General features: G+C 41.3%; 22 protein-coding genes. 13 read left to right on the top strand and 9 right to left on the bottom strand.

Annotated features, from left to right (window positions below; translation table 11 throughout):
- Positions 1-157: 157 nt before the first annotated feature.
- The 5 genes from BA79_RS17020 (at position 158) to wrbA (ending at position 5,085) form a co-directional block, all read left to right on the top strand.
- The gene (locus BA79_RS17020) at positions 158-1,123 is read left to right on the top strand and encodes an ABC transporter ATP-binding protein (protein WP_035704107.1); all 966 of its coding nucleotides are present in this window, start codon (positions 158-160) and stop codon (positions 1,121-1,123) included.
- Positions 1,116-2,633, top strand: coding sequence for an ABC transporter permease/substrate-binding protein (locus BA79_RS17015; RefSeq protein WP_035704105.1), 1,518 nt, complete (start codon positions 1,116-1,118; stop codon positions 2,631-2,633). The genes BA79_RS17020 and BA79_RS17015 overlap by 8 nt, the downstream gene beginning before the upstream one ends.
- 189 nt (positions 2,634-2,822) lie before the next feature.
- On the top strand, positions 2,823-3,794 hold the full coding sequence (locus BA79_RS17010; RefSeq protein WP_171814646.1) for a ring-cleaving dioxygenase: 972 nt from the start codon (positions 2,823-2,825) through the stop codon (positions 3,792-3,794).
- Complete coding sequence (locus BA79_RS17005; RefSeq protein WP_024718443.1) at positions 3,791-4,402, top strand: alpha/beta hydrolase; 612 nt, start codon at positions 3,791-3,793, stop codon at positions 4,400-4,402. Before BA79_RS17010 ends, BA79_RS17005 begins: the two co-directional genes overlap by 4 nt.
- 68 nt (positions 4,403-4,470) lie before the next feature.
- A complete protein-coding gene (wrbA, locus tag BA79_RS17000; protein WP_205630560.1) occupies positions 4,471-5,085 on the top strand; it encodes an NAD(P)H:quinone oxidoreductase in 615 nt (204 codons plus the stop codon).
- A 48-nt stretch (positions 5,086-5,133) separates the two neighbouring features.
- Here the strand turns inward: wrbA and katX are convergent, their stop codons facing one another.
- A complete protein-coding gene (katX, locus tag BA79_RS16995) occupies positions 5,134-6,633 on the bottom strand; it encodes a catalase KatX (RefSeq protein WP_235629406.1) in 1,500 nt (499 codons plus the stop codon).
- Positions 6,634-6,829: 196 nt separating this feature from the next.
- Here katX and BA79_RS16990 point away from each other — a divergent pair, with 196 nt between their 5' ends.
- The 3 genes from BA79_RS16990 (at position 6,830) to rsiV (ending at position 8,991) form a co-directional block, all read left to right on the top strand.
- The gene (locus BA79_RS16990; protein WP_035704099.1) at positions 6,830-7,489 is read left to right on the top strand and encodes a hypothetical protein; all 660 of its coding nucleotides are present in this window, start codon (positions 6,830-6,832) and stop codon (positions 7,487-7,489) included.
- 149 nt (positions 7,490-7,638) lie between these two features.
- On the top strand, positions 7,639-8,133 hold the full coding sequence (gene sigV / locus BA79_RS16985) for an RNA polymerase sigma factor SigV (RefSeq protein WP_035704097.1): 495 nt from the start codon (positions 7,639-7,641) through the stop codon (positions 8,131-8,133).
- Positions 8,134-8,991, top strand: a complete 858-nt coding sequence (gene rsiV, locus BA79_RS16980; protein WP_017368457.1) for an anti-sigma-V factor RsiV — start codon at positions 8,134-8,136, stop codon at positions 8,989-8,991.
- 44 nt (positions 8,992-9,035) lie between these two features.
- Here rsiV and BA79_RS16975 read toward each other — a convergent pair whose 3' ends face one another.
- The gene (locus BA79_RS16975; RefSeq protein ID WP_008347534.1) at positions 9,036-9,965 is read right to left on the bottom strand and encodes a manganese-dependent inorganic pyrophosphatase; all 930 of its coding nucleotides are present in this window, start codon (positions 9,963-9,965) and stop codon (positions 9,036-9,038) included.
- 303 nt (positions 9,966-10,268) lie between these two features.
- Here BA79_RS16975 and BA79_RS16970 point away from each other — a divergent pair, with 303 nt between their 5' ends.
- The 3 genes from BA79_RS16970 to rplI are packed head-to-tail and all read left to right on the top strand — an operon-like array spanning position 10,269 to position 13,662.
- Positions 10,269-11,216: a YybS family protein gene (locus BA79_RS16970; RefSeq protein ID WP_035704094.1), complete on the top strand. Its 948-nt coding sequence runs from the start codon at positions 10,269-10,271 to the stop codon at positions 11,214-11,216.
- A 20-nt stretch (positions 11,217-11,236) separates the two neighbouring features.
- A complete protein-coding gene (locus BA79_RS16965) occupies positions 11,237-13,216 on the top strand; it encodes a DHH family phosphoesterase (RefSeq protein WP_017359884.1) in 1,980 nt (659 codons plus the stop codon).
- Positions 13,213-13,662 carry a 50S ribosomal protein L9 gene (rplI, locus tag BA79_RS16960; protein ID WP_007497423.1) on the top strand — a complete coding sequence of 150 codons (450 nt, stop codon included), beginning with the start codon at positions 13,213-13,215 and terminating at the stop codon, positions 13,660-13,662. Before BA79_RS16965 ends, rplI begins: the two co-directional genes overlap by 4 nt.
- Before the next feature lie 201 nt (positions 13,663-13,863).
- On the opposite strand, the gene BA79_RS16955 is transcribed toward rplI, so the two are convergent.
- The 7 genes from BA79_RS16955 to BA79_RS16930 all read right to left on the bottom strand — a co-directional run bounded on the left by BA79_RS16955 (position 13,864) and on the right by BA79_RS16930 (position 21,277).
- On the bottom strand, positions 13,864-15,078 hold the full coding sequence (locus BA79_RS16955; protein ID WP_017368453.1) for a CynX/NimT family MFS transporter: 1,215 nt from the start codon (positions 15,076-15,078) through the stop codon (positions 13,864-13,866).
- Positions 15,079-15,100: 22 nt separating this feature from the next.
- A complete protein-coding gene (locus BA79_RS19285; RefSeq protein WP_080987766.1) occupies positions 15,101-15,244 on the bottom strand; it encodes a YycC family protein in 144 nt (47 codons plus the stop codon).
- An 18-nt stretch (positions 15,245-15,262) separates the two neighbouring features.
- The gene (locus tag BA79_RS16950) at positions 15,263-16,051 is read right to left on the bottom strand and encodes an alpha/beta hydrolase (protein WP_035704090.1); all 789 of its coding nucleotides are present in this window, start codon (positions 16,049-16,051) and stop codon (positions 15,263-15,265) included.
- Between the two features lie 89 nt (positions 16,052-16,140).
- Complete coding sequence (locus BA79_RS16945) at positions 16,141-17,106, bottom strand: iron-hydroxamate ABC transporter substrate-binding protein (RefSeq protein WP_035704087.1); 966 nt, start codon at positions 17,104-17,106, stop codon at positions 16,141-16,143.
- 98 nt (positions 17,107-17,204) lie between these two features.
- The gene (locus BA79_RS16940; protein WP_035704085.1) at positions 17,205-18,830 is read right to left on the bottom strand and encodes an ABC transporter substrate-binding protein; all 1,626 of its coding nucleotides are present in this window, start codon (positions 18,828-18,830) and stop codon (positions 17,205-17,207) included.
- Between the two features lie 209 nt (positions 18,831-19,039).
- On the bottom strand, positions 19,040-19,921 hold the full coding sequence (locus tag BA79_RS16935; RefSeq protein WP_035390120.1) for an alpha/beta hydrolase: 882 nt from the start codon (positions 19,919-19,921) through the stop codon (positions 19,040-19,042).
- Between the two features lie 498 nt (positions 19,922-20,419).
- A complete protein-coding gene (locus BA79_RS16930; RefSeq protein ID WP_008347513.1) occupies positions 20,420-21,277 on the bottom strand; it encodes a hypothetical protein in 858 nt (285 codons plus the stop codon).
- 109 nt (positions 21,278-21,386) lie between these two features.
- Between BA79_RS16930 and BA79_RS16925 the strand changes: the two genes are divergently transcribed.
- Entirely contained in the window at positions 21,387-22,334 is a 948-nt protein-coding gene (locus BA79_RS16925; RefSeq protein ID WP_035704082.1) for a DUF4885 family protein, read from the top strand.
- Positions 22,331-22,913, top strand: a 583-nt coding sequence (locus BA79_RS16920) for a DUF4885 family protein (RefSeq protein WP_155923907.1), incomplete at its 3' end; no start/stop codon positions are given. The genes BA79_RS16925 and BA79_RS16920, both read left to right, overlap by 4 nt.

Genomic DNA, 22,913 nt, shown 5'->3' with positions numbered 1-22,913 from the left:
TTTATTTGTCTCACTTTTATGAGAAAGCCGTTTCTGGCAGTCTAACTAGGGGAAGTATGTAAAAAGAGAGTCAACGTGACAGTTTGTTCTATACAAATACTAGGTTAATCTGTCATATTGGTATTTTAAAATATACTTGCAGTCAGGGCGTGGGAAGATGATTGAATTTAAGAATGTATCGATGCAATTTTCTGATGACCGCTATGCCGTTCAATCTGTTGATTTGGAGATTCAGAAAGGTGAATTTTTTGTATTGATTGGACCTAGTGGAAGCGGGAAAACGACGACTTTGAAAATGATTAATCGTCTCATCTCTTCTACAGAAGGTGAGATTTACATAAAGGGTCGAACCATCAGCGATTATGATATTTATGAGCTGCGCTGGGATATTGGTTATGTGCTTCAGCAAATAGCGTTGTTCCCTCATATGACCATAGAAGAGAATATTGCTGTAGTGCCAGAGCTGAAACAATGGAAGCGGACTGAGACGAATCAGCGTGTTGATGAGTTGATGTTCATGGTGGGGCTTGAGCCTTCTACCTATCGACATCGAAAGCCAGCAGAGCTTTCAGGAGGACAGCAGCAGCGAGTCGGCGTAGCACGGGCACTTGCTGCTGATCCTGAGATTGTCCTAATGGATGAACCTTTTAGTGCGTTAGATCCACTGACGAGAGAGAAATTACAAGATGATCTGCTTGAGTTACAGCGCCGTATTCAAAAGACCATCGTTTTTGTGACACATGATATGCAGGAAGCCATGAAGCTTGGAGATCGAATATGTGTGATGAATGAAGGAAAAGTGGTGCAGGTTGGACGCCCAGAGGAATTGATTCAGCATCCAGTTAATCCATTTGTGCGGGAGTTTGTTTCAGGAGCTGCCCGTCATGTAGACCATCAAGCATTTGAGCTGACAACTATTTATCAGCCCATGCCTCAAGATGATCTGTTAGGCGATGAGGCGGTCTCCATCCATGCGACGCTGGAAGAGGTTCTATCTCGACTGGCAGAGCATGAAGAGCTTGTTGTTGAAAAGGATGGGGAACGGATCGGGCTCATCACTCGTCAAGCGGTGATTCAGTATTTAGCCGGTACTTCTGCTGAGAGGGGCGAGACACATGAATGAATGGACCAGTGTGCTATGGGCTCGAAAAGATCAGCTCGGACACGCCTTACTTGAGCATATTCAAATTTCCTTCATTGCGTTATTTCTAGCGATTTTGATTGCCATTCCATTAGGGATTTATTTAACGAGAGTCCCTAAGATAGCAGAGTGGATCATTGGGGTGACGGCTGTCTTGCAGACAATTCCGTCTTTGGCGCTGCTTGGACTGCTGATTCCTCTCGTTGGGATTGGTCAAGTGCCCGCAATTATCGCTCTTGTCGTCTATGCTCTTCTTCCTATTTTAAGGAACACATATACAGGCATTCGTGAGGTCGATCCGTCGCTGCGAGAAGCGGCGCTCGCTATGGGAATGAATCACCGCAAACGCTTATTAAAAGTAGAACTCCCTCTTGCTATGCCGGTGATCATGGCAGGTATCCGAACGGGGATGGTCCTGATTGTAGGGACAGCCACTCTTGCAGCTCTTATTGGGGCAGGTGGATTAGGGAGTCTGATTTTGCTTGGAATTGATCGAAATGATATGTCTTTGATCATCATTGGAGCTATTCCAGCTGCATTACTTGCGCTCTTATTTGATGTGGTTTTGCGGACACTTGAGAAAATCTCCTTTAAAAAAACCGTGATCTCTGTGACGGTCTTTGCTGTAATAGCAGGAGCAGTTGTCGCTGCCCCATTGCTGTTTCAACAAGAAAAGAAAGAGATCACCATTGGAGGGAAGCTGGGGTCAGAGCCTGAAATTTTGATCTCCATGTATAAGCTTTTAATTGAGCAGGATACAGATATCCAAGTCAATCTTAAGCCTGGTCTTGGTAAGACGTCCTTTGTTTTTCAAGCACTGCGGTCTGGTGATATTGACATCTATCCTGAATTTACAGGGACAGCGATTTCTGAATTTCTGAAAGAAACAGCGAAAAGCACGGATAAGGAAAAAGTGTATGAGCAAGCGCGCCAAGGTTTGGCGTCATCCTTTCAGCTTCAGCTTCTTCAGCCGATGGCTTATAACAATACATATGCTTTAGCCGTGCCTCAATCACTAGCGGATCAATATGATTTATCAAAGATTTCAGATCTGGGTCAAATCAAGAATCGTATACGTGCTGGCTTTACTTTAGAGTTTTCTGATCGTCAGGATGGATATTTAGGCATTCAAAAAGCTTATCAGTTTTCTTTTGACGATGTGGTCACGATGGAACCGAAACTTCGATATCGCGCCATTCAAAAAGGGAATATTCAGTTGGTCGATGCGTATTCAACAGACAGTGAATTGAGACAATACAAATTGAAGGTGCTTGATGATGATAAGCATGTTTTCCCGCCCTATCAAGGAGCGCCCTTGCTAAGACAGGAGACATTAAAAGAGTATCCTGATATTGAGGCCTCTCTCAACAAGCTTGCTGGTCAAATCACAGATGATGAGATGAGAGAAATGAATTACGAAGTCAATGTGAAGGGGAAAGATGCATTCCAAGTAACCGAAGCCTATTTAAAAAAGAAAAAATTGCTTCAATAATCAAGGGAAAGCAGGTCTGCTATAACAAAGCGGCCTGCTTTTGAAAAGAAAAAAACAAAAATCATTGACATCTATTTCAAAAAGGAATATCCTTAATTCGAGATAAATATATTTTTTAGTCATATATCTCGAATTCGAGATAATATAAAAGCGTCAGTCAAGACATAATGAGTAGGGACATGTTACGTCATGAAGAGGAGGTCATTAGAAGTGAAGAAAACAGCAGGAATTCACCATATCACAGCAATTGTTGGTCATCCTCAGGAGAACGTTGATTTTTATGCAGGTGTTTTAGGTCTGCGTCTCGTGAAAAAGACCGTCAATTTTGATGATCCAGGCACATACCATTTATATTTTGGAAATGAAGGAGGTTCTCCAGGTACCATTATTACGTTTTTCCCTTGGCCAGGTGCACAAAAGGGACAAATTGGAGCAGGTCAAGTAGGTGTGACAACATATGTCGTACCGACCGGTGCCTTCTCTTTTTGGAAGGAACGGCTTGAGCAGTTTGACGTTTCTTATGAAATGATTGAACGCTTTGGTGAGGCCTTTCTCTCTTTTGAAGATCCGCACGGTTTATTGATAGAACTTGTAGAGCGTGAAGAAGGAAAACAGAATGACTGGACATTTAATGGGGTAACACCAGAAGTAGCGATTAAAGGATTTGGTGGAGCTGTTTTATTAACTTCACAGCCTGAGCAAACGATGCAGCTGCTAGAGCAAACGATGGGACTTGAAAAAGTCGGCACTGAAGGAGATTATGTGAGATTCCGTTCGTTTGGAGAAATCGGCAATGTCATTGATGTGAACAAGACACCTGTTGCACGAGGACGTATGGGCGTGGGTGTTGTACATCATATTGCGTGGAGAGCAACAGATGATCAGGATCAATTAGATTGGCAAAGACATGTGGCGCAAAGCGGATATCAAGTGACGCCTGTGCAAGATCGAAATTATTTCAATGCGATTTATTTTAGAGAGCTTGGCGGCATATTATTTGAGATTGCGACCGATCCTCCAGGGTTTGCACACGATGAATCTGTGGAAACGATGGGTGAAGCGTTGAAACTGCCACCGCAATATGAGGCGCAGCGTAGTCAAATTGAACAAATCGTGCTGCCGATTGAGGTAAGAGAAATCAAAGGGAAAGGAGATTCATGATGAAGCATCTTTTTCAAAAAGGAAAGAATGAACAAAAACCTGTCCTTCTCATGCTGCATGGAACTGGCGGGACAGAGCAAGACTTATTGCCGCTTGCAGAAGTGGTAGATCCTGAAGCATCTGTTCTTAGTGTGAGAGGAAATGTATCAGAAAACGGCATGCCGCGTTTTTTCAGGCGTTTGGCAGAGGGTGTTTTTGATGAGCAAGATTTAATTGAGCGTACAGAGGAATTATATACATTTATCGGGGAAGCAGCAGATAAGTATGGATTTGATCGTCACAATGTGGTAGCCATCGGCTATTCAAACGGGGCGAATATTGCTGGAAGTCTGTTATTCCATTACGGAGATGCGCTGAAAGGAGCGATCCTGCATCATCCTATGGTCCCAAGACGAGGGGTTTCATTACCTTCATTAGCGGGGAAACAAGTCTTTATAGCAGCTGGTGAAAATGACCCAATGTGTCGCCCTGAGGAATCTCAGGAACTAGAGCAACTGCTTCAGGAGGCGGGAGCTTCCGTAACGCTTCATTGGGAAAATCGTGGACATCAGCTAACGAGAGAAGAAGTCGATGCTGCGGCATTGTGGTATCGTCGTCAATTTAAATAAGGTGGGGAATACAGGTGGGATTTTTACAGAAGCTATTTGGGCAAACCAAACAAAAGGAGATGGAACAAATGGAAAACGTAAAACTAGCGATTATTTATTATAGTTCAACAGGTACAAACTATCAGATGGCAAAATGGGCTGAGGCTGGAGCGAAAGAAGCTGGTGCTGAAGTCAAAATTTTAAGAGTTCCTGAATTGGCACCAGAAGCAGTTGTTGCATCAAATCCAGCATGGAAAGCACATTTAGATGAAACAAAAGATGTCCCTGAGGTTCAGTTAAGTGACTTAGAGTGGGCGGATGCCATTATTTTCAGCATGCCGACACGTTTCGGTAACTTACCGGCTCAAATGAAACAATTCTTAGACACAACAGGCGGTTTATGGTTCCAAGGGAAACTAGCAAACAAAGCAGTGAGTGCGATGACATCTGCACAAAACCCAAATGGCGGACAGGAGCAGACAGTTCTGAGCCTGTATACAACGATGTTCCACTGGGGAGCCATTATTGCCGCTCCTGGATACACGGATGATTCCCTATACGGCGCAGGGGGTAACCCTTACGGTGTGAGTGTGACTGTTGACCAAAATGGAAAGATCCAAGAGGATGCAGAAGCAGCCGCAAAACATCAGGCGAAACGTACAGTGAATGTAGCAGAATGGATCAAAAAAGGTCAAAACGCTTAATAGATGTATACAAAAAGAATGCAGCCACTCCGCTGCATTCTTTTTTCATTAATAAGGATCTGAAGGGGTGCTGTTGTTGATCGCATCATTGACAGCCTGTGCCGCGCCTGTTGATCCAATTGGTCCGCTTGGCTCCTCTTGTTTGAAGGCTTTTAAGCCATCGGCCACACGTTTTCCGTAGTCAGGATCAGCTTTTGTAAAGTTTTCGATCATTTGGTCTTGGATGTCTTTTTGGCAGGTAGCTAAGGTGTTGACTAAGTTTTTAATCAGTTCCTCACGTTCCCAATCATTGAAGCGGCGATAGGTTTCTCCCGCTTGTCCGAAATTGTTCGGGCGGTCAATGGCTTCTCGTTTGACTTCACCCTCTACAAAAGGCGTATGATCCTTTCCATCTTGCTGCGCTTCTTTTAATCCCCCGAGAATGGACGGTTCATAATTCACATGGGGGTTTTGTCCTTTTCCTTGATCCACATGATATTCCATTTGCCCATCTCGCTGATTGGTGGCAACATGCTTTTTCGGGGCATTGATCGGCAGCTGTAAATAATTTGGCCCGACACGATATCGCTGCGTATCAGAGTATGAGAAGGTACGTCCTTGCAGCAATTTATCATCTGAGAAATCTAATCCGTCTACAAGAACCCCCGTCCCAAAGGCAACCTGTTCCACTTCTGCAAAATAATTTTCTGGATTTTTGTTTAGCACCATTCGTCCGATTGGTTTCCATGGATAGTCATCCTTGTACCAGAGCTTTGTCGGATCGAGTGGATCAAAGTCTAGATGGGGGTGGGTGTCATCTTCCATGATTTGCGCGTATACTTCCCATTCAGGATGATCCCCTTGTTCAATGGCTTCATATAAATCCTGTGTGGCATGATTAAAGTTTTCCCCTTGAATGGCTTGGGCTTGTTCTTGTGTCAGGTTGCGAATCCCTTGCTTCGGTTCAAAGTGATATTTGACCAGTACTGCTTTTCCTTCATGATTCACCCATTTATAGGCATGGACGCCAGAGCCTTGCATGTGCCGGTATGTGGCAGGAATGCCCCATGGCGAGAAGAGAAATGTCACCATATGTGTTGCTTCAGGTGATTGTGAAACGAAATCAAAAATGCGCTCACCATCCTGACGATTGGTGACAGGGTCAGGCTTAAAGGCATGAACCAAATCAGGGAATTTCAAAGCATCTCGAATAAAGAAAATTTTGAGGTTGTTCCCAACGAGATCCCAGTTGCCGTCTTCTGTATAAAATTTGATCGCAAATCCCCGCGGATCGCGTAAAGTTTCTGGTGAATGTCCGCCGTGAATAACAGAAGAGAATCGAACGAAGACAGGGGTCTTTTTTCCTTTCTCTTGAAATAATTTGGCTCTTGTATAAGTGGAAATGTGTTCGTCACCGAATGTACCGTAGGCTTCAAAGTATCCGTGTGCGCCGGTACCTCGTGCGTGAACGACACGTTCAGGGATGCGTTCACGATCAAAATGACTGATTTTCTCTAGGAAATCGTAGTTTTCAAGCGTAGTCGGTCCTCTATTCCCAACGGTTCTCATGTTTTGATTATCTGTTACCGGGTGACCTTGGCGATTCGTCAAGGTTTCTTCTGACTCTGAAGATGATGTAGGCTGTTGATCTTCTTTCAAGGTAGAATCCCTCCTTCAATATCTCCCTAACAATATGGTCATGTTGCGCCCTATTTCATACAAGGATTGATATAATGAGTGAAAACTTTTATGAGGAGCGGACCTAATGATTCGATTACACTGCCTTCACGCACATCCATCTAATATTTCTTACATTGACGACGCTTTCTATGACACAGGATTTGATCTGCATCACATCGTCGATTCATCATTTATGGAACGAGCCAAACAAGATCCCGCATTTGATCTTGAGCAGCAGCAAACCTATGCGATCAACAGACTCATGCAAGAAGCAGAGGCTGATCTTGTTTTATTAACGTGTACACAATACATTGCGGCTTTGGGGGAGCAGCAGCACCTGTTCAAACAACCAATTGTTCCGATAGATGAGCCGTTATTTGAGCAGATTTGTGAGCGAGAGGGTCCGCTTCAGCTAGTGTTTTCAAACCCAGATACAGTAGAAGGAACGATGAAGCGACTGTCTTCATATGTAAAAGAGCGGGGAAAGCAGTTGAAGGCAGAAGTGGTTGTGCTAGAGGATGTCTTTCATCTTTGCTTGAACGGTGATATACAAGCCTACCATGAGCGAATCATGGAACAGTTAAGGCAATCTTTGAAGCAGCAGCATGGAGATATTTGTGTGATGCAGCTCTCGATGGTTCACGCTGCAAAGCAGGTGGAGCAGGAAACAGGAGTGTCCATCATTCATCCGCTATCACCACTCAAACCATTTGTTTATCAAAAAATAACGGCTTTAAAAGAGTGAACCTGTCAGGTTCGCTCTTTTTGTATAGAAACGTAAATGGGATGACATGTTAAAAAAATAATGGAGCGCAAACTATTTTTAACAGGTGCGCGTCTATCCAATGTAAGAAATAACAGATGCGCATTTAAGATAAAGGAGCTCTTTGTAAAATGAAGAAACGAAAGATTGATGATCAATTTGCGGATTACGTAATGGAGCATAAACACAGTTTTTATCGATTGTCCTATAGCTATGTCAAAAACCCAGAAGATGCGATGGATGTCGTTCAAGAGGCGATTCATAAAGCACTCAAATCTGTTCACCGATTAGAGGATGCGACCAAGATGCATAGCTGGTTTTATAAAATCGTCGTAAACGCTGCCCTCGACTTTTTACGAAAGAAGAAGCGTGTGCAAGTGACAGACGATGACACGCTTGAATTTTTATCGCAGGGTGAATCGGATGTCTATGAGGATCAAGATGTCAGACGGGCGATAGAAGATTTGCCGGAGATGTATCGGGCCATCATTATATTAAGATTCTTTGAGGATTTAAAGCTAGAGGACATTGCTCATATTCTTGGAGAAAATGAAAACACCATTAAAACAAGATTATATAAGGCGTTGCGGCTTTTAAAAGTAGAATTATCGCAGGAGGAAATATAAATGGATAAGCATTTGGAGCAATTAAAAGAGGAATATCTAGAAATCCCTATTCCCCCGGAATACGATGCTATGGTTGAACGGACATTAAAACGAAAAAACAAGCAACCTCATTTTCAGAAATGGACGATCGGACTTGTTGCTGCGGCTGCTTTATTTGTCACAACTGTGAATGTCAGTCCGCAGGCAGCAAGAGCGATTTCAGAAGTACCCGTCATTGGAGAGCTTGTGAAAGTCGTGACGTTCACAGAATTTAAAAAGAGCGATCAGGGAACAAATATTGATCTCAAAACACCACACGTTTCAGGGCTTGGGGACGGAAAATTACAAGACAGCCTGAATCAAAAATATTTAGCTGAAAACAAAAAGCTGTATCAAGATTTTGAAAAGGAAACAAAGGGTTATAAAAATGGTCATTTGAGTGTAGAGAGCGGATATGAAGTAAGAACAAATAATGATCAAATTCTTTCACTAGGTCGATACAAGGTGACGACTCAGGCTTCTGCGGCAGAGGAAATGACATATGATACGGTGGATAAGAAAAACCATGTACTCATTACATTACCAAGTCTATTTAAAGATGACCGTTATATTGATGTGATTAGTGAAAATATTAAAGAACAAATGAAGAAACAGATGAAAGAGGATTCAAATAAGATTTACTGGATGACGAAGCAAGATACGGTTGATCCGTTTAAGAAGATTCAGCCAGATCAAAGCTTCTATATCAATTCAAAAGGCAAACTGGTGATTTCCTTCAACGAATATGATGTGGCGCCTGGTTACATGGGTGTAGTTGAATTCACGATTCCAACAAGCGTGCTAAAGGATATTCTTGTCAGCGATATGTACATTCACTAAAAGAAGAAAAAAGACTGCTGAAGATGTCAGCAGTCTTTTTGAGTTTATGAAGAAAGTGCGTCTGTTAGTGCAGGCACGACTTGTTTCTTTCTTGATACAACACCTTTTAGTAAAGCAGTGTTGTTTTCAAGTGTGACATTAAATGCTTTTTCTACTTTTGCTGCTTCAGCACCAAGTGCAAGCGCAAGAGAGTCATTTTCTAGAATGTCTGTGATCACTAAAACAAATAGATCAAGACCTTTCGCTGCGATAACTTCATTGATTTTTGCTTCGATGTCAGCTTGTCTTGCTGTTACTTCAGCAATATCAACTGTATTAACTTGTGCAATTTCGACTTTGCTGTTACCTAGTGCAAATTCTTTTGCATCCAGTGTGATTAATTCTTGAACTGTTTTTTGGCTTAGGTCAGCTCCTGCTTTCAGCATATCTAAACCATATACTTCAGGGTCTACTCCTGCGATTTTTGCCAGCTCATGCGCAGCATCAACATCCTGCTGTGTGCATGTTGGGGATTTGAATAGCAAGGAATCAGAAATGATCGCAGACAAAAGCAAACCAGCGATTTCTTTTTCAATTGTGACTTGGTGCTCTTTGTACATTTTGTTTAAGATCGTTGCTGTGCAGCCAACTGGCTCAGCACGATAGTAAAGAGGTTCACTTGTTTCAAAGTTGGCAATACGGTGATGGTCAATGACCTCTGTCACTTGTACTTGATCAATATCGCTTACACTTTGTTGGAATTCGTTATGATCGACAAGAATGACTTGTTTTGTTTCGTTTGCAGCCGTTTCAATGAAACGAGGTGCTTCTTGTTTAAAGAAATCTAATGCGTATTGTGTTTCTCCATTGATTTCTCCAAGTCTGACAGCTTCTGCTTGAACGCCAATTTTGTTTTTCAGATCAGCGTAAGCGATAGCAGAGCAAATCGTGTCTGTGTCAGGGTTTTTGTGTCCGAATACGAGTGTTTTTCCCATGTGAATTCTCCTTCTTACTTTTATTGATGATGTTTCTATTCTAACAGCTTTTGACCTTGAATTCAGGGTTTATAGCTAAGAATAATCTAAAAAATTGTAACATGCTGTCTGAAAAGTTGCATGTACAAGACGATCTAAGTTGTTCCACGTGAAACGTTCTTGAGATAGCCTGCATTTTACTTGAGATTTACGGCTATGGTAAAATAAAGGTTGGGTCAAGATATGACGGAGCGTACATCGTACGTATACATAGAAGTACACATTGAGCAAGATATAGAAAAATGATTGGATTGAGGTGAAGGTGTGAAACAAACAAAAGCGTTAGTAGAAGGCGCTATCATGATCAGTATTTTTGCGGTAATGACGCTGTTTTATTTGTATGTGCCACTTTTAGCCATTATTTTCTTCATGGCTGCTCCGATTCCGATCATTCTCTATACAATCAGGCATGGCTTGAAAAAAGGAATTGCGGCTGGCGCTATTGGCATAGTGATCAGCTTTTTAATTGGGTCTATTAATGGGCTGTTAAGTGCGCCAATGCTGATTGCTGTTGGAGTAGGTATGGGTGTTTTCTACAGCAGGAGGCAGCCAGGTCAGGCGATTATTACGGGTGCGCTGATCTACTTATTCAGTTTTCTCATTTACTTTGTTGTCAGTGTCCAGCTGTTTCAAGTAGATATACTGGGTGTTGCAAAGGAATCAATTGACCAAATCATGCCGATGGTAGAGAGTACCTTAAAACAATCTGGCGCTTCTGATCAGGACATAGCAAAACAACTCAAGCAGTTTAGAGAATTGCAGGATACGGCATTAAATTCTTTACCTGTAGCGCTTTTGATTTTTGTCACGCTGATGTCTTTCGTCAATCATTGGTTTGTGCGGCCGTTGATCAAACGGTTTGTTCCAGACATGCCAGCTCTTAAGAAATTTAAGGATATGCGACTGCCAAAAAGCATGGTATGGTATTATTTACTCACACTGCTTTTGATGCTGATTCAGCCGGAGAAAGGCAGCTTTTTATCGCTCGTGCAAACGAGTGCTTTTCAAATTTTATTTATACTGGTGCTTATTCAGGGCTTTTCTTTTATCTTCTATTATTGCCACGAAAAAAACATCTCAAAAGTGGTACCCATTTTTGCCGTCGTATTGACGATTCTCTTTCCGCCAATCGGTGTGATTGTGCGTATTATAGGGATTGCTGACATAGGCTTTGATTTAAGAGAAAAAGTAAAAACAAATAATTCACTCTGAATGTTGAGGAGTTGATATCAGTGCCAAGCTTCTATCGAAAACCTGTCATCAAGTATCCGATCTTCGCGTTAATTGTTCTTGCGGTGATCACAGTCCTCCTCAACCTTTATTTTAATTGGATCATAGGAGCGGTTGGTCTTTTAGTCCTTGCGGGTGTGCTCTACTTTTTAAAGTGGGCAGATACGCAGGTGCAAAAAGAGATTGATTCATATATTTCAACATTATCCTATCGAGTCAAAAAGGTTGGAGAAGAAGCATTAATGGAGATGCCAATTGGTATTATGCTGTTTAATGACCAGTATTATATCGAATGGACCAATCCATTTCTCGCTTCGTGCTTCCATGAAAGCACACTTGTCGGCAGATCCTTGTATGATACATTTGAATCCATTGTGCCTCTTATTAAACAAGAGGTTGAGACAGAAAATGTGACGCTGAATGACCGGAAATTCAAAGTCATTATTAAACGGTCAGAGCGCCTTTTATATTTCTTTGATGTCACGGAACAAGTGCAGATTGAAAGACAGTATGAAAATGAACGAACGGTGTTATCTTATATCTTTTTAGACAATTATGATGATGTCACACAAGGTCTCGATGATCAGGTGCGCAGCGCGATAAATAGTGAAGTCACATCGCTGTTAAACAATTGGGCACAAGAATACGGCATTTTCTTAAAAAGAATTTCATCTGAACGATTTATGGCGGTATTAAACGAGAGCATCTTAGCAGAGCTTGAAGCGTCGAAGTTTTCCATTTTAGACGAGGTTCGTGAGAAAACAGGGGCACATAGCGCCACACTTACCCTTAGTATTGGAATCGGTGCGTCTGTTCCTTCTTTAAAAGAACTTGGCGCACTTGCGCAGTCGAGTCTTGACCTTGCCCTCGGACGAGGCGGGGATCAGGTAGCGATTAAACAGCCGAATGGGAAAGTGAAATTCTACGGTGGAAAAACCAATCCAATGGAAAAACGGACACGAGTACGCGCACGGGTCATTTCACATGCTTTAAAAGAAATTGTATCTGAAAGCGGTAATGTCATGATCATGGGGCATAAGTTCCCCGACATGGACTCTATTGGTGCCTCGATCGGGATTTTAAAGGTTGCTCAGGCGAATGGAAAAGAAGGTTACATCGTCATTGATGCCAACCAGATTGGGGATAGCGTTCAACGCTTAATTAGTGAAATTAAGAATTATGAAGAACTTTGGTCCCGTTTTATCACGCCTGAGGAAGCGATGGAGCTTGCAAAGGATGACACATTGCTTGTGGTCGTAGATACACATAAACCGTCGCTTGTGATGGAAGAACGACTGCTAAATAAGATCGAAAACGTCGTTGTCATTGACCACCATAGACGTGGTGAGGAATTTATCCGTGATCCTTTACTTGTCTATATGGAGCCGTATGCTTCATCTACAGCAGAACTGGTGACAGAGCTGTTAGAGTATCAGCCGAAGAAATTGCGGATTAACATGATTGAGGCCACAGCACTTCTTGCTGGGATTATCGTGGATACGAAGAGTTTCTCCCTCAGAACGGGGTCAAGAACGTTCGATGCAGCATCCTACCTTCGTGCAAAAGGGGCAGATCCTGTCCTTGTGCAAAAGTTTTTGAAAGAGACAGTCGATCATTACATCAAACGGGCAAAGCTCATTCAGCATACAGAGCTGTATCAAAATCAGGTAGCGATTGCTTCCTTGCCGTCTGACAGATCTGAGTATTATGATCAAATTACGATTGCACAGACGGCTGATTCTCTCTTGTCGATGAGTGAGGTTGAAGCATCGTTTGCTGTCGCAAGGCGAGATGACGATACGGTCTGTATTAGTGCAAGATCGTTAGGTGATATCAACGTTCAAATCATTATGGAAGCATTAGATGGCGGCGGTCATTTGACTAACGCTGCGACCCAGATTTATGGTATAACCATTGAAGAAGCGGTAGAGAAGTTAAAAGCTGCCATAGACGAATATTTCGAAGGAGGGGTTCAAAGATGAAAGTCATCTTTCTAAAAGACGTAAAAGGCAAAGGAAAAAAAGGCGAAGTCAAAAATGTAGCTGACGGATACGCTCACAACTTTCTCATCAAACAAGGGTTAGCTGTTGAAGCAACTCCAACGAACCTAAGTGCATTGGAAGGGCAGAAAAACAAAGAGAAAAAGAATGCCATCCAAGAGCTTGAGCAAGCGAAACAATTAAAAGAAACACTTGAGGCGCTGACAGTGGAACTCACTGCTAAATCAGGTGAAGGCGGTCGTCTATTTGGTTCGATTACAAGCAAACAGATCGCTGATAAATTGCAAAAAGAACATCAAATCAAACTCGATAAGCGTAAAATCGAGTTGAATGATGCCATCCGTGCGCTAGGATACACAAATGTACCGGTGAAGCTTCACCCAGAAGTACAAGCAACATTAAAAGTGCACGTCACAGAACAAGCATAAACAGAAAAGAACCCGTCTCCTCGTGAGACGGGTTCTTAGCGTGTAGACAAACCATCGCATTCGGTGTCAGTCCTGCGTTTCGGTGCTCACGAATGTCAAATTCGCTCCGCGCCGATACTCGTCCTTCCTAGACTGCAAAGGTTTTCTATCACGCTAAAAAGAAGACAAAGGGCTAAAATAAAGTTCATTTTACCCCTTTGTTTATGATGGATCTGAAATATAGACGCTTCGTCCAGCACGCATACCGGATATAAACATAAAAAATAGGACGATGATAAAGATGATAATGGCTGGCGTCCATGTATGTGTCACATCAAAAAGGATACCGATCATGAATGGACCAACAGCGGCTAATAAATAACCGAGTGACTGCGCCATTCCAGAAAGGGCAGCTGCTTGTTCCATATTGGTTGTTCTTAATCCAATAAATGTGAGGGCAAGACTGATACTGGCCCCTTGTCCGACGCCGATGAATAGCACAGAGATGACAAGAATAGGCGTCGACCCTCCGAGAAGGAGACCAATCATGCCGAGTAAATACACAAGGACAAGGCCGACGACAAGCGGTCTTTGCGTTTTTAATTTTTCTGCAAAAACGGGCGTTAAGAAGGTCGATGGCAGACCAGTGAACTGCATAATAGAGAGCATCCATCCCGCTGTCGCCAGGTTCATGCCATGTGATGTCAAAATATCAGGAAACCATGCGATACTGCTGTAGAAAAGGAATGATTGCAAGCCCATAAAAAAGGTCACCTGCCATGCGACACGTGAACGCCATATTGGCTGCTCTTTGAGCGAAATGCTTTTGACAGCAGCTGTGTTCTGATGAAGAAGCTGCGGCGCCCACACCATCATCGCAAGAAGGGCAAGTCCGGCCCAGACAAGGAATGATGTATTCCAGCCCCCAGGCATCGCATGACTGAGCGGAACGCTGACACCAGATGCAAGTGCAGCAAAAACGGACATCGATGTCGTATACACGCTTGTCATTAATCCAGCATGTGCAGGGAATTTATGTTTCACAAGTCCAGGTAAAAGCACATTACAAATCGCAATCCCGACGCCAACTAGCGCCGTTCCCATCATTAAAAAGGTGATGCTACCAAATGAACGAATGACAATCCCAAAGAGCAGGACAGCAAGCCCAAGCCAAAGTGTTCGTTCATTCCCAAGACGTTTTCCGATTTTAGGTGCAATAGGAGAAAGCAATGCGAATGAGAGCAGTGGTAATGTCGTGAGGAAACCAGCAAGTCCATTTGAAAGCTGTAAATCAGAACGAATGGCACCGATCACAGGACCAACAGACGTAATGGCTGGCCTCAGGTTAAAGGCAATGAGTAAAATCCCAGCAATCAGCAAAATGGTTTGCCCTGTACTGCGAGGATGAAATGTTGATTTTTCTAGTTGTTGTTCCATGAATGTAAACTCCTTTATTTCTTTAAGGACGATCTTTCTTCTGTTCAAGCTCCGCTAATTTAGCTAATAAGATGTGCTGCGGCATATGCATGATTTGCTCTAACGGTACATTGAGTGATACAGCAAGCTTTTGTGCGGTATCGGCTGAGATTTGTAAAGGTCTCATGCGCAAATCCCTCCTCTTTCAATCTATACGTTCCAATATACCATATCGACTTTGTGACTTGCTGATAAAAAATTTGGGTTTTCTTTTATAAAACCACTTGATGGCCGATAAGAAATTTTTTTGAAATTGTTTCAGATGGTGGCCCTCTCCTTGTTCAATGTGAAAGTGAAGCTTTCGTTCCTGCATCCCTTTCTGTAATAAAAGATCATGGAGTTGTTTGTTGAATAAAGGCATGTGCTGTTGGGCAGATGTTTTGCCTTTCCCTTCTTCACTGCCTACAGACAAATAGACAAGGTGGTCCACAGACTGAATGCTTTGTTGTTTAGCAAACGATAGAAAATCTGGATACCAAAATGACCCGGAGAGGGACGCGATGTTTTTAAAAAGGTCAGGGTACATGAATAAGGTATAAATAGCAAAGAGTCCACCTAATGAAGCACCTACGTGGCTATGTTCATGACCGGTCTGTTTAACTGGGTATTCTCTTTTGATATATGGAAGCAAGTCATTTTCTAAAAATGACACATATGTCTGTGCCTCACCTTTAAAGTCAGGGAATCCAGAATGCAGTGATGATGCTTTCCATGGTGTATATTCGTCAAGTCGATTGAAGGGGTGTATACCGACGATGATGATTGGCGAGATGGTTTTGGCTTCAATCATGCTTTCGATCTCTAGCAGGTGGGTTCTAAACAAAGAAGAGCCATCTTGTACAAAGACAGCTGGAACATCAATAGAGGTGTCCGGTGGAAGGTAAATATCAAGCTGCCGCCCGTTCAATTCGTCATATAGAAACGTTCCGTTCATGTGTATTCTCTCCTTCAAGTTTTCAAGCTCCGCTGAAAAGAAGAACAAAGGACTAAAATGTTTAGCCCTTTGTCAAGATGCGCATCTTTTTAGTTGGTTTGATCTAGCCATTTGACAGCCTGATCAAGGAAGGTTGTTTTGCTTAGTGCTGTTCCTCCCTGAAGCATAGGATCAACGACATTTTCATTGATGTGTCCATTTTTCACAGCTTTTAGGCTGTTCCAAATTTTATTTCCCTCTAAGTCCTTCAATGCATTTGGATTCGATGAGTTTTCCTCTTGGGAGAACTGAACAAAGATATAATCAGGATTGAGTTCGCCTAGGCGTTCCAATGAAATCATTGCTTGTGCTTTGGCTTTTTTGATATCACTTGGTGCTGTAAACCCTAAGTCCCCATATAAAGTAGAGTTGAAGTATACGTCTTCAGGGTACACGTACAGGTCGCCCTGTCTAATGCGTAAAATGACAGCTGTTTTGTTGTTGCTTTTGTCTTTCAGGGTTTCTTTCGCTTGTTTGAGATCTTTCTGATAATCAGAAATGATGCTTTTCGCTTCTTCACTTTTTCCAGTCAGTTCACCGAGTAATAAAAGGTTGCTTTCCCAGTCGGAAGAGACATGTGATACTGGGATCGTCGTTTGGACTTTATCTAGTTTTTTAATTGTTGCAGGCGGGAACTTGGTTGATCCGAGTATCACGTCTGGTTTTAGTTTTAAGATTTTTTCTAGGTTTGGTTCAGTTTTTTCCCCAATACCTTCTGTTTTTGCCGTAATGTCTTTAAATAATTCAGGGAAAGTGCCGCCTACAGTAGAAGCACCAATAGGGTCGATACCAAGTAGTTTTGCATCTTCCATCGATTCTAGGCTTCCAGCAATGACGATTCGTTTCACTGGTGTTTTCAGTTTGTACGTTTGATCTAAGTATTTGATATTTGTTTCTGCTGCTTCAGCTGACTTGCTTTTGGTTGTGTTTGAAGCCGGTTTATTTTCTGCAGCACCACAGGCTGCTGCGATGATCGTCATGATACAAAGGATAAGCAATGCAAACCATTTTTTCATTTGTTTTCTCCTTTAACTGATAATTGTTCTCAATTAAAGATTGTAGTAGTCATTCGTCCTTTTATCCATAGACAATGATCTGTCTAGTGATGGACTTTTTACGGAAAAAAAGATAAAAGGTCCTGAATGACTCGTTGATGACTGGCTGCTGTGTATTCACGCCAAGGGTCAGAAGCGAGTGGATAGACGGCTTGTTGCGTCACAGCCTTGAGATTTTGCCAAGCCTCCTGTTGCTTTAATTTTTGATAAAAAGCAAGGGTTTTTGGTTCTTTATGCAACAAAAGGAAGATGGCATCTGGGTCTAACTGCTGTATAGAGTGAATGCTGATTTTTTTTTCGATGAGCTGGCCATCATTCTGAAAAGCTGGCAGAAGGCCAATGTCATGAAAAATTACTTCTGACAAGGTGCGATTGACAGATAAGTAGAGCTGATCTTGAAAGATACGAAGAGGCAGGACGGTTCTTGGTGGATGATCAATAACGCATTCCTTTTTCGCTTGATTAACGAGTTCTTCGTAATGAAGCAGCCATTCTTCTGCTTCCCTCGTTTCGTTTAAGAACAGAGCTGTTTGTCTGAATTGAGTGCGCCAATCCAATTGTGTGAATGGAACAAAGTGAACAGGACAAATGGTTCCCAACGCTTGTTTTTCTGCCTCTGTCACATGATCATTGGCAATGATCAGCTCAGGTTGTGCTTTCTTCAATTGCTGTAAATTGGCTTCAGCGTGCTCGTTGATACGATGTGCACTCAGATGGATCGGAATTTCTTCTGCATAATGCTCAAAATCATGTGCTGTCCATTTAGGGTGAAGAGGGGCAGCATATGGGATGATATGAATAGGTGTGAGCTGCCCGAGTATGGAATGGCCATAGGCAGCCATTTTCCGTTGACGGCTTTTCATATAAGCAGAAGGAGTGATACCCGTTTTTTTCTTAAAGATGCGGCTAAAGTAATAGGGGTCTTGATAGCCGATGTCCTGTGCAATGTCTTTGAGCTTTGCATGACCTTTCGCCATGAACTGTTTGGCTCTAGCCAGTCTTTTCTTGGTGATATAATCAGTGACACTCACATCAAAATGCTTTTTAAATAGCTCGCTGTAATGATTGGCGCTGATACCAGCCATATGAGATAGACTTGTAAGGCTGAGAGGTTCTTCGGAATGTTGATCGATATATTGTTTTGTTTTGAAAAGGGCATGTGTTGTGTCACAAATGTCTTCTTTATGCAGTGTGAAAAGCTGCAGGATGAGCTGTTGAAAAAGGGTTTGGCTTCTAAAAAAGCTAATGGATTCAGGTTTTTGCCATTCTGCTGTCATGTCGGACAGTAAAGAATGAATTTGTTCAATCGAGCTAATATCGATAAATTGCCATACATTCAGTAAAGATCGGGCTTGTTCAGTTGATACTTCTTCTATGTTTTGACCTTGCGGCGTGTACATCTGAAAGCGAAACAGATAGAGCTCGTGTTTTTGATAAGGCTCTGTTTTCAACATAAATGTTTCCCCAGGCATCATCGTATAGAGTGTCAGATTTTTCAATCGCCATCTTTGATCATTCAATGTAAGTAAACCGCTGCCGCTTATGTTGAAGAGGAGGCAGAAAGTATCTGACAACTGCTGCTCCGTATGTGGAAGATCTGCATTATTTATTTTTTCAGTATATGTTAATCGATAAATGCATTGTTCAGCATTTACCTTTGTACATAATTGATGATTGTTTCCCATAAAACCACCTGATCTCTTATTAATTGATAAACATTCTCAATTGAATTGTATCAGAAAGAGCTGGAAAATGGTGTGTTTATTCTGTCAAAAAAGCACCCTGATGGAGATCAGGGTGCGTAGGGTATAGAGAAATACTTGCATTCGTTGTCCGTCCTGCGCCTGTGATAAGGGCAATCTTTTGAGATAGATCACTATATTTCGTGTGTTCACTAGCTTTTTTTCATGTCTGTGGTTGTTAAAGGATCATCATGATAGAGTGCAAAACGAAAAGCATAATTCATCAGCACCGGCAAAACGGACGTATGTCCTTCTTCAGGGAACTCGTGATAGGCAGTATGCAAGCCGTATGACGATAAAGGCAACATACGATTTGCTAGTGAATTGGCATGATCATTCATTTGACATGGATGATGTTTTTCTAACTCACCTACACCTACAAGCAGCCTGACATCCATAGGCACCTGACGTATATAGTTGGTGAATTGGTGTTCTTTTTCTAGAAATAATTTTTTGTTCCAGTGGATAGAAGGGCTCCCTGCAATATATGTCTGATAAGCATCAGGGTGCTCAAATAGTGTGTGTAATACAAAAAGACCGCCAAGAGAATGCCCAAACAGTGTTTGACGACTTTGGTTGATCGGAAAGCGTTGTTCGATATAGGGCTTTACCGTCATTTCTAAAAAAGAAAAGAAAGTAGAAGCGCCGCCATATGTATGGTTGGAGAAGTCCTTTCTTTTCCTCCCAATGGAAGCATCAGGGGCGGTAAGAGTGAGATCATAATGCCTAAGCGGATGATAGGATTCTTCTGTTTGATAGCCAATTCCAACAATGATTGCAGGTATGATTCCTGTTTTTTCAGGTCTTCTTGACTGTAAACGAATGGCTTCGACCATTGTGCCAAAAAGCGAATTTCCATCAAGTACGTACATGACTGGAAAACCAGCCGCTGGAGGAGTAGCATTCGGTTTAAATATAAAAAGTCTGTATGGGTGTGCTGTGATATCCAGTTGCTCCGTCCCAGGTATAAAAAAGGGGCGGCTTTCTCCGAAAAGTGAATTCTCAGTACCCATTCCTTCAGGGTGTTTCAACATATATAAAAATTCCCTTCCTCAAAATGATCCTCATATGGTGATAAAAGCAGACTTGTGAATATTGGTTGGATGAGAGTATTACTTGAAAACTTCAAATGAAAATGATTCTCAATTATCATGTGAGCACACCAAATAATAATAGTTATTAATTATAAAGTCAAATGTTCATAAAGTTATATAAATGTTAATTTTGCCCAATTCATTGGTGCGGCCTGCTCTGCTTCTATATTTTGCGTCGGCAGCCGGTCATCGAGAAGTTCTGCCATACCAAGCACCGTCCTTTCATACAAAAATACACTACTCTTCTTTTTAACATTTTCATTCATAACAAAATGAAATGGTCAGTCGGGGTTCTGCTAGAGAGCGTGTTGAAAGAGGAGGGGCTGTTTTAAAAGTGGCGAAATAACATATAACATCAAAAATGAGGCAATAAAAAAAGTAAGGGATGTGCCCTTACTTTTTGATCAATTGGTGTACATATCTGTTAACATCATTCACTTAAAATCCATCTGTGACATCATATTCGTAACGGATATCGGCTTTGACATTGCTCATAGTAGATCTCGCGGTAGCTTTTGCGTTGTACTTAAAGCTCCATTTTTGAGCGACTCTTAATTGATCATCCAGAGATATACGATAAGAACCACTTGTTGCAGAGGAGAAAAGTGATTGATACCAAATGTTACTATCACTAGCCATTAGTTTGTGTGTGACATTCCCTTGGTTGGGTGTTTGAGTGCTAGTTGTCGTAATCGATTTGACAATTGCACTTTTAGGAATAGAAGAATTGTTCGTTAAATCCATTGTAATGACAGAAGAATCAACCCCTAAAAAATTTAAAGAAGAATTCCCCAAGTTTGTAGCCGTCCCCGTAAAATTGAATGTCCCATTTCCAGATTTGATACGATCTTGAATGGAAACAGAAAAATACATGTCTCCGGTATATGTACCACGGGTTACTTTCACAAAATAAGTTTCTGAAGTTGAAGTCACGTCACCAGTATTTGCAAAAATAAAGGGTGTTACTGAATCAGGATTAATTACTTCTGTTTTCGCATCAGAATATTTTGAGTTATAAACCTCGATTTTCATCCCAGTATATTGCTTATTATACGAACTTCTGACATAAACTCTTTCACCTTTATTGATCGTAAACTGATAATACGCTTCATTTTCACCTTCAGGTAAGATTGTCGTGTCTGAACGACTATTTTTCCAATATCCCATTGAACTTGCAGTGTTAGGACTGTTATTCCCGGTAATTGCTGCTTCCGCTGACTTAGGTGCAAAAAAACTAGTAACAAGCGCCAATAATAATGCTGGTAATAATAAACGTTTAAAGATAGTATTTGTCATATATTAACCCTCCTTGTAATAATTACTATATCGACATTAAACTAACAAATTTTAACTGAATTGCCGATATATTTAATAATCACTATTTTCTTAAAAAAGGAGAATCAAAATGAATATTAATACGTCATATACAGCCAGTTCTTCGAACAATCTGAACCAAATAGATTCTAAAGGTCAATCAGCTATTAAAAGTACAAATGAAGTGATGACCGAATCTGATAGACGGATGAAAATATTAGATGAAAAATACGAAAAAATAAATGAACAAAACAAACGATTCAAAGATCCTCATGGTCATATATTTGATAAGTATCGAAATCCATACTCTCCTTATTTCAGAAGTGACCTAACCAAACCAGAAAGAGATGCTGCTTACTCTATGGAAATTGGTTGGGCTAACCATGGGAGAGGAGGGTATTATAATTTTAATGATGCCGCCTTCCGTAATGAAAATCGGTACGACCCTACCCAAGAAAGTGTCGAAAAGAAACTATTAAATCGTCAAAAGGTGAACGAACAACTGCAAGCTTTGTTTTCTACCAATGGTTTGAATATTCCTAAAAACGCCAATTTAACTTTTACCATTGATCCAAATAATTTCAAATTAGTGGTGAGCGGATCAACTGATGAATCATTGATCAAACAAATAGAAGACATATTAAATACAAGCAACAATACAAGAGAACTATTTTTCCATATTATGAAAAGTAGAAATGATGATTCGACTCAATTCACGCCGGATTCACTTGCAAAGTTCCACCTTGTCAATCAAATCAAAACGGTGACAGGCTTCGACTTAAAAGATTTAAGCATTGTAAACGGTCAATTTGTAACGGATACCGGAGCGAACATTTTTGATATCTACAAAGAAGAACTTCTGAAAAACCCATACACAGCAGAAAATGCCCGCATTGCTGCATCACATTATGGTGCACAGCTCTTTGATTTAGCGAAGAACGGGTATGATTCTATTCCCGATTTGGTGTTATCTATTGGGTATGAAAACGGGTCTTTATATGACATTGGACAAAAGGTGAATTACGGAGTATCAAAGTGAAGATCAATACATCAAATGCAGCAACTGCTCTAAACAATCAGAACTTTACCGACTTCAATAGCCAATCAGCTATTAAAAGTACAAACGAAGTGATGACCGAATCTGATAGACGAATGAAAATATTAGATGAAAAATACGAAAAAATAAATGAACAAAATAAACGATTCAAAGATCCCCAGAGCCATATATATGATAAGTATCGAAATCCATACTCTTCTTATTTCAGAAGTGATCTAACTAAAGTGGAGAGAGAAGCTGCTTATACGATGGAAATGAGTTGGGCAAGGAATAATAAAGGTGGACAATATGACTTCAATGATGCTATTTTCCGTAATGAAAAACGGTACGATCCTACCCAGGAAAGTGTAGAAAAGAAACTATTAAATCGCCAAAAGGTGAACGAACAACTGCAAGCTTTGTTTTCTACCAATGGTTTGAACATTCCTAAAAACGCCAATTTAACTTTTACCATTGATCCAAATCATTTCAAATTAGTGGTGAGTGGATCAACAGACGAAACCCTAGCCAAACAAATAGAAGATATACTGAATACAAGCAACAATACAAGAGAACTATTTT

The sequence above is a fragment of the Bacillus altitudinis 41KF2b genome, assembly GCF_000691145.1.
In the GTDB taxonomy this organism is placed as follows: domain Bacteria; phylum Bacillota; class Bacilli; order Bacillales; family Bacillaceae; genus Bacillus; species Bacillus altitudinis.
Note: the sequence above shows the minus strand (reverse complement) of the source record. Positions and strands in the feature narration are given on the sequence as shown.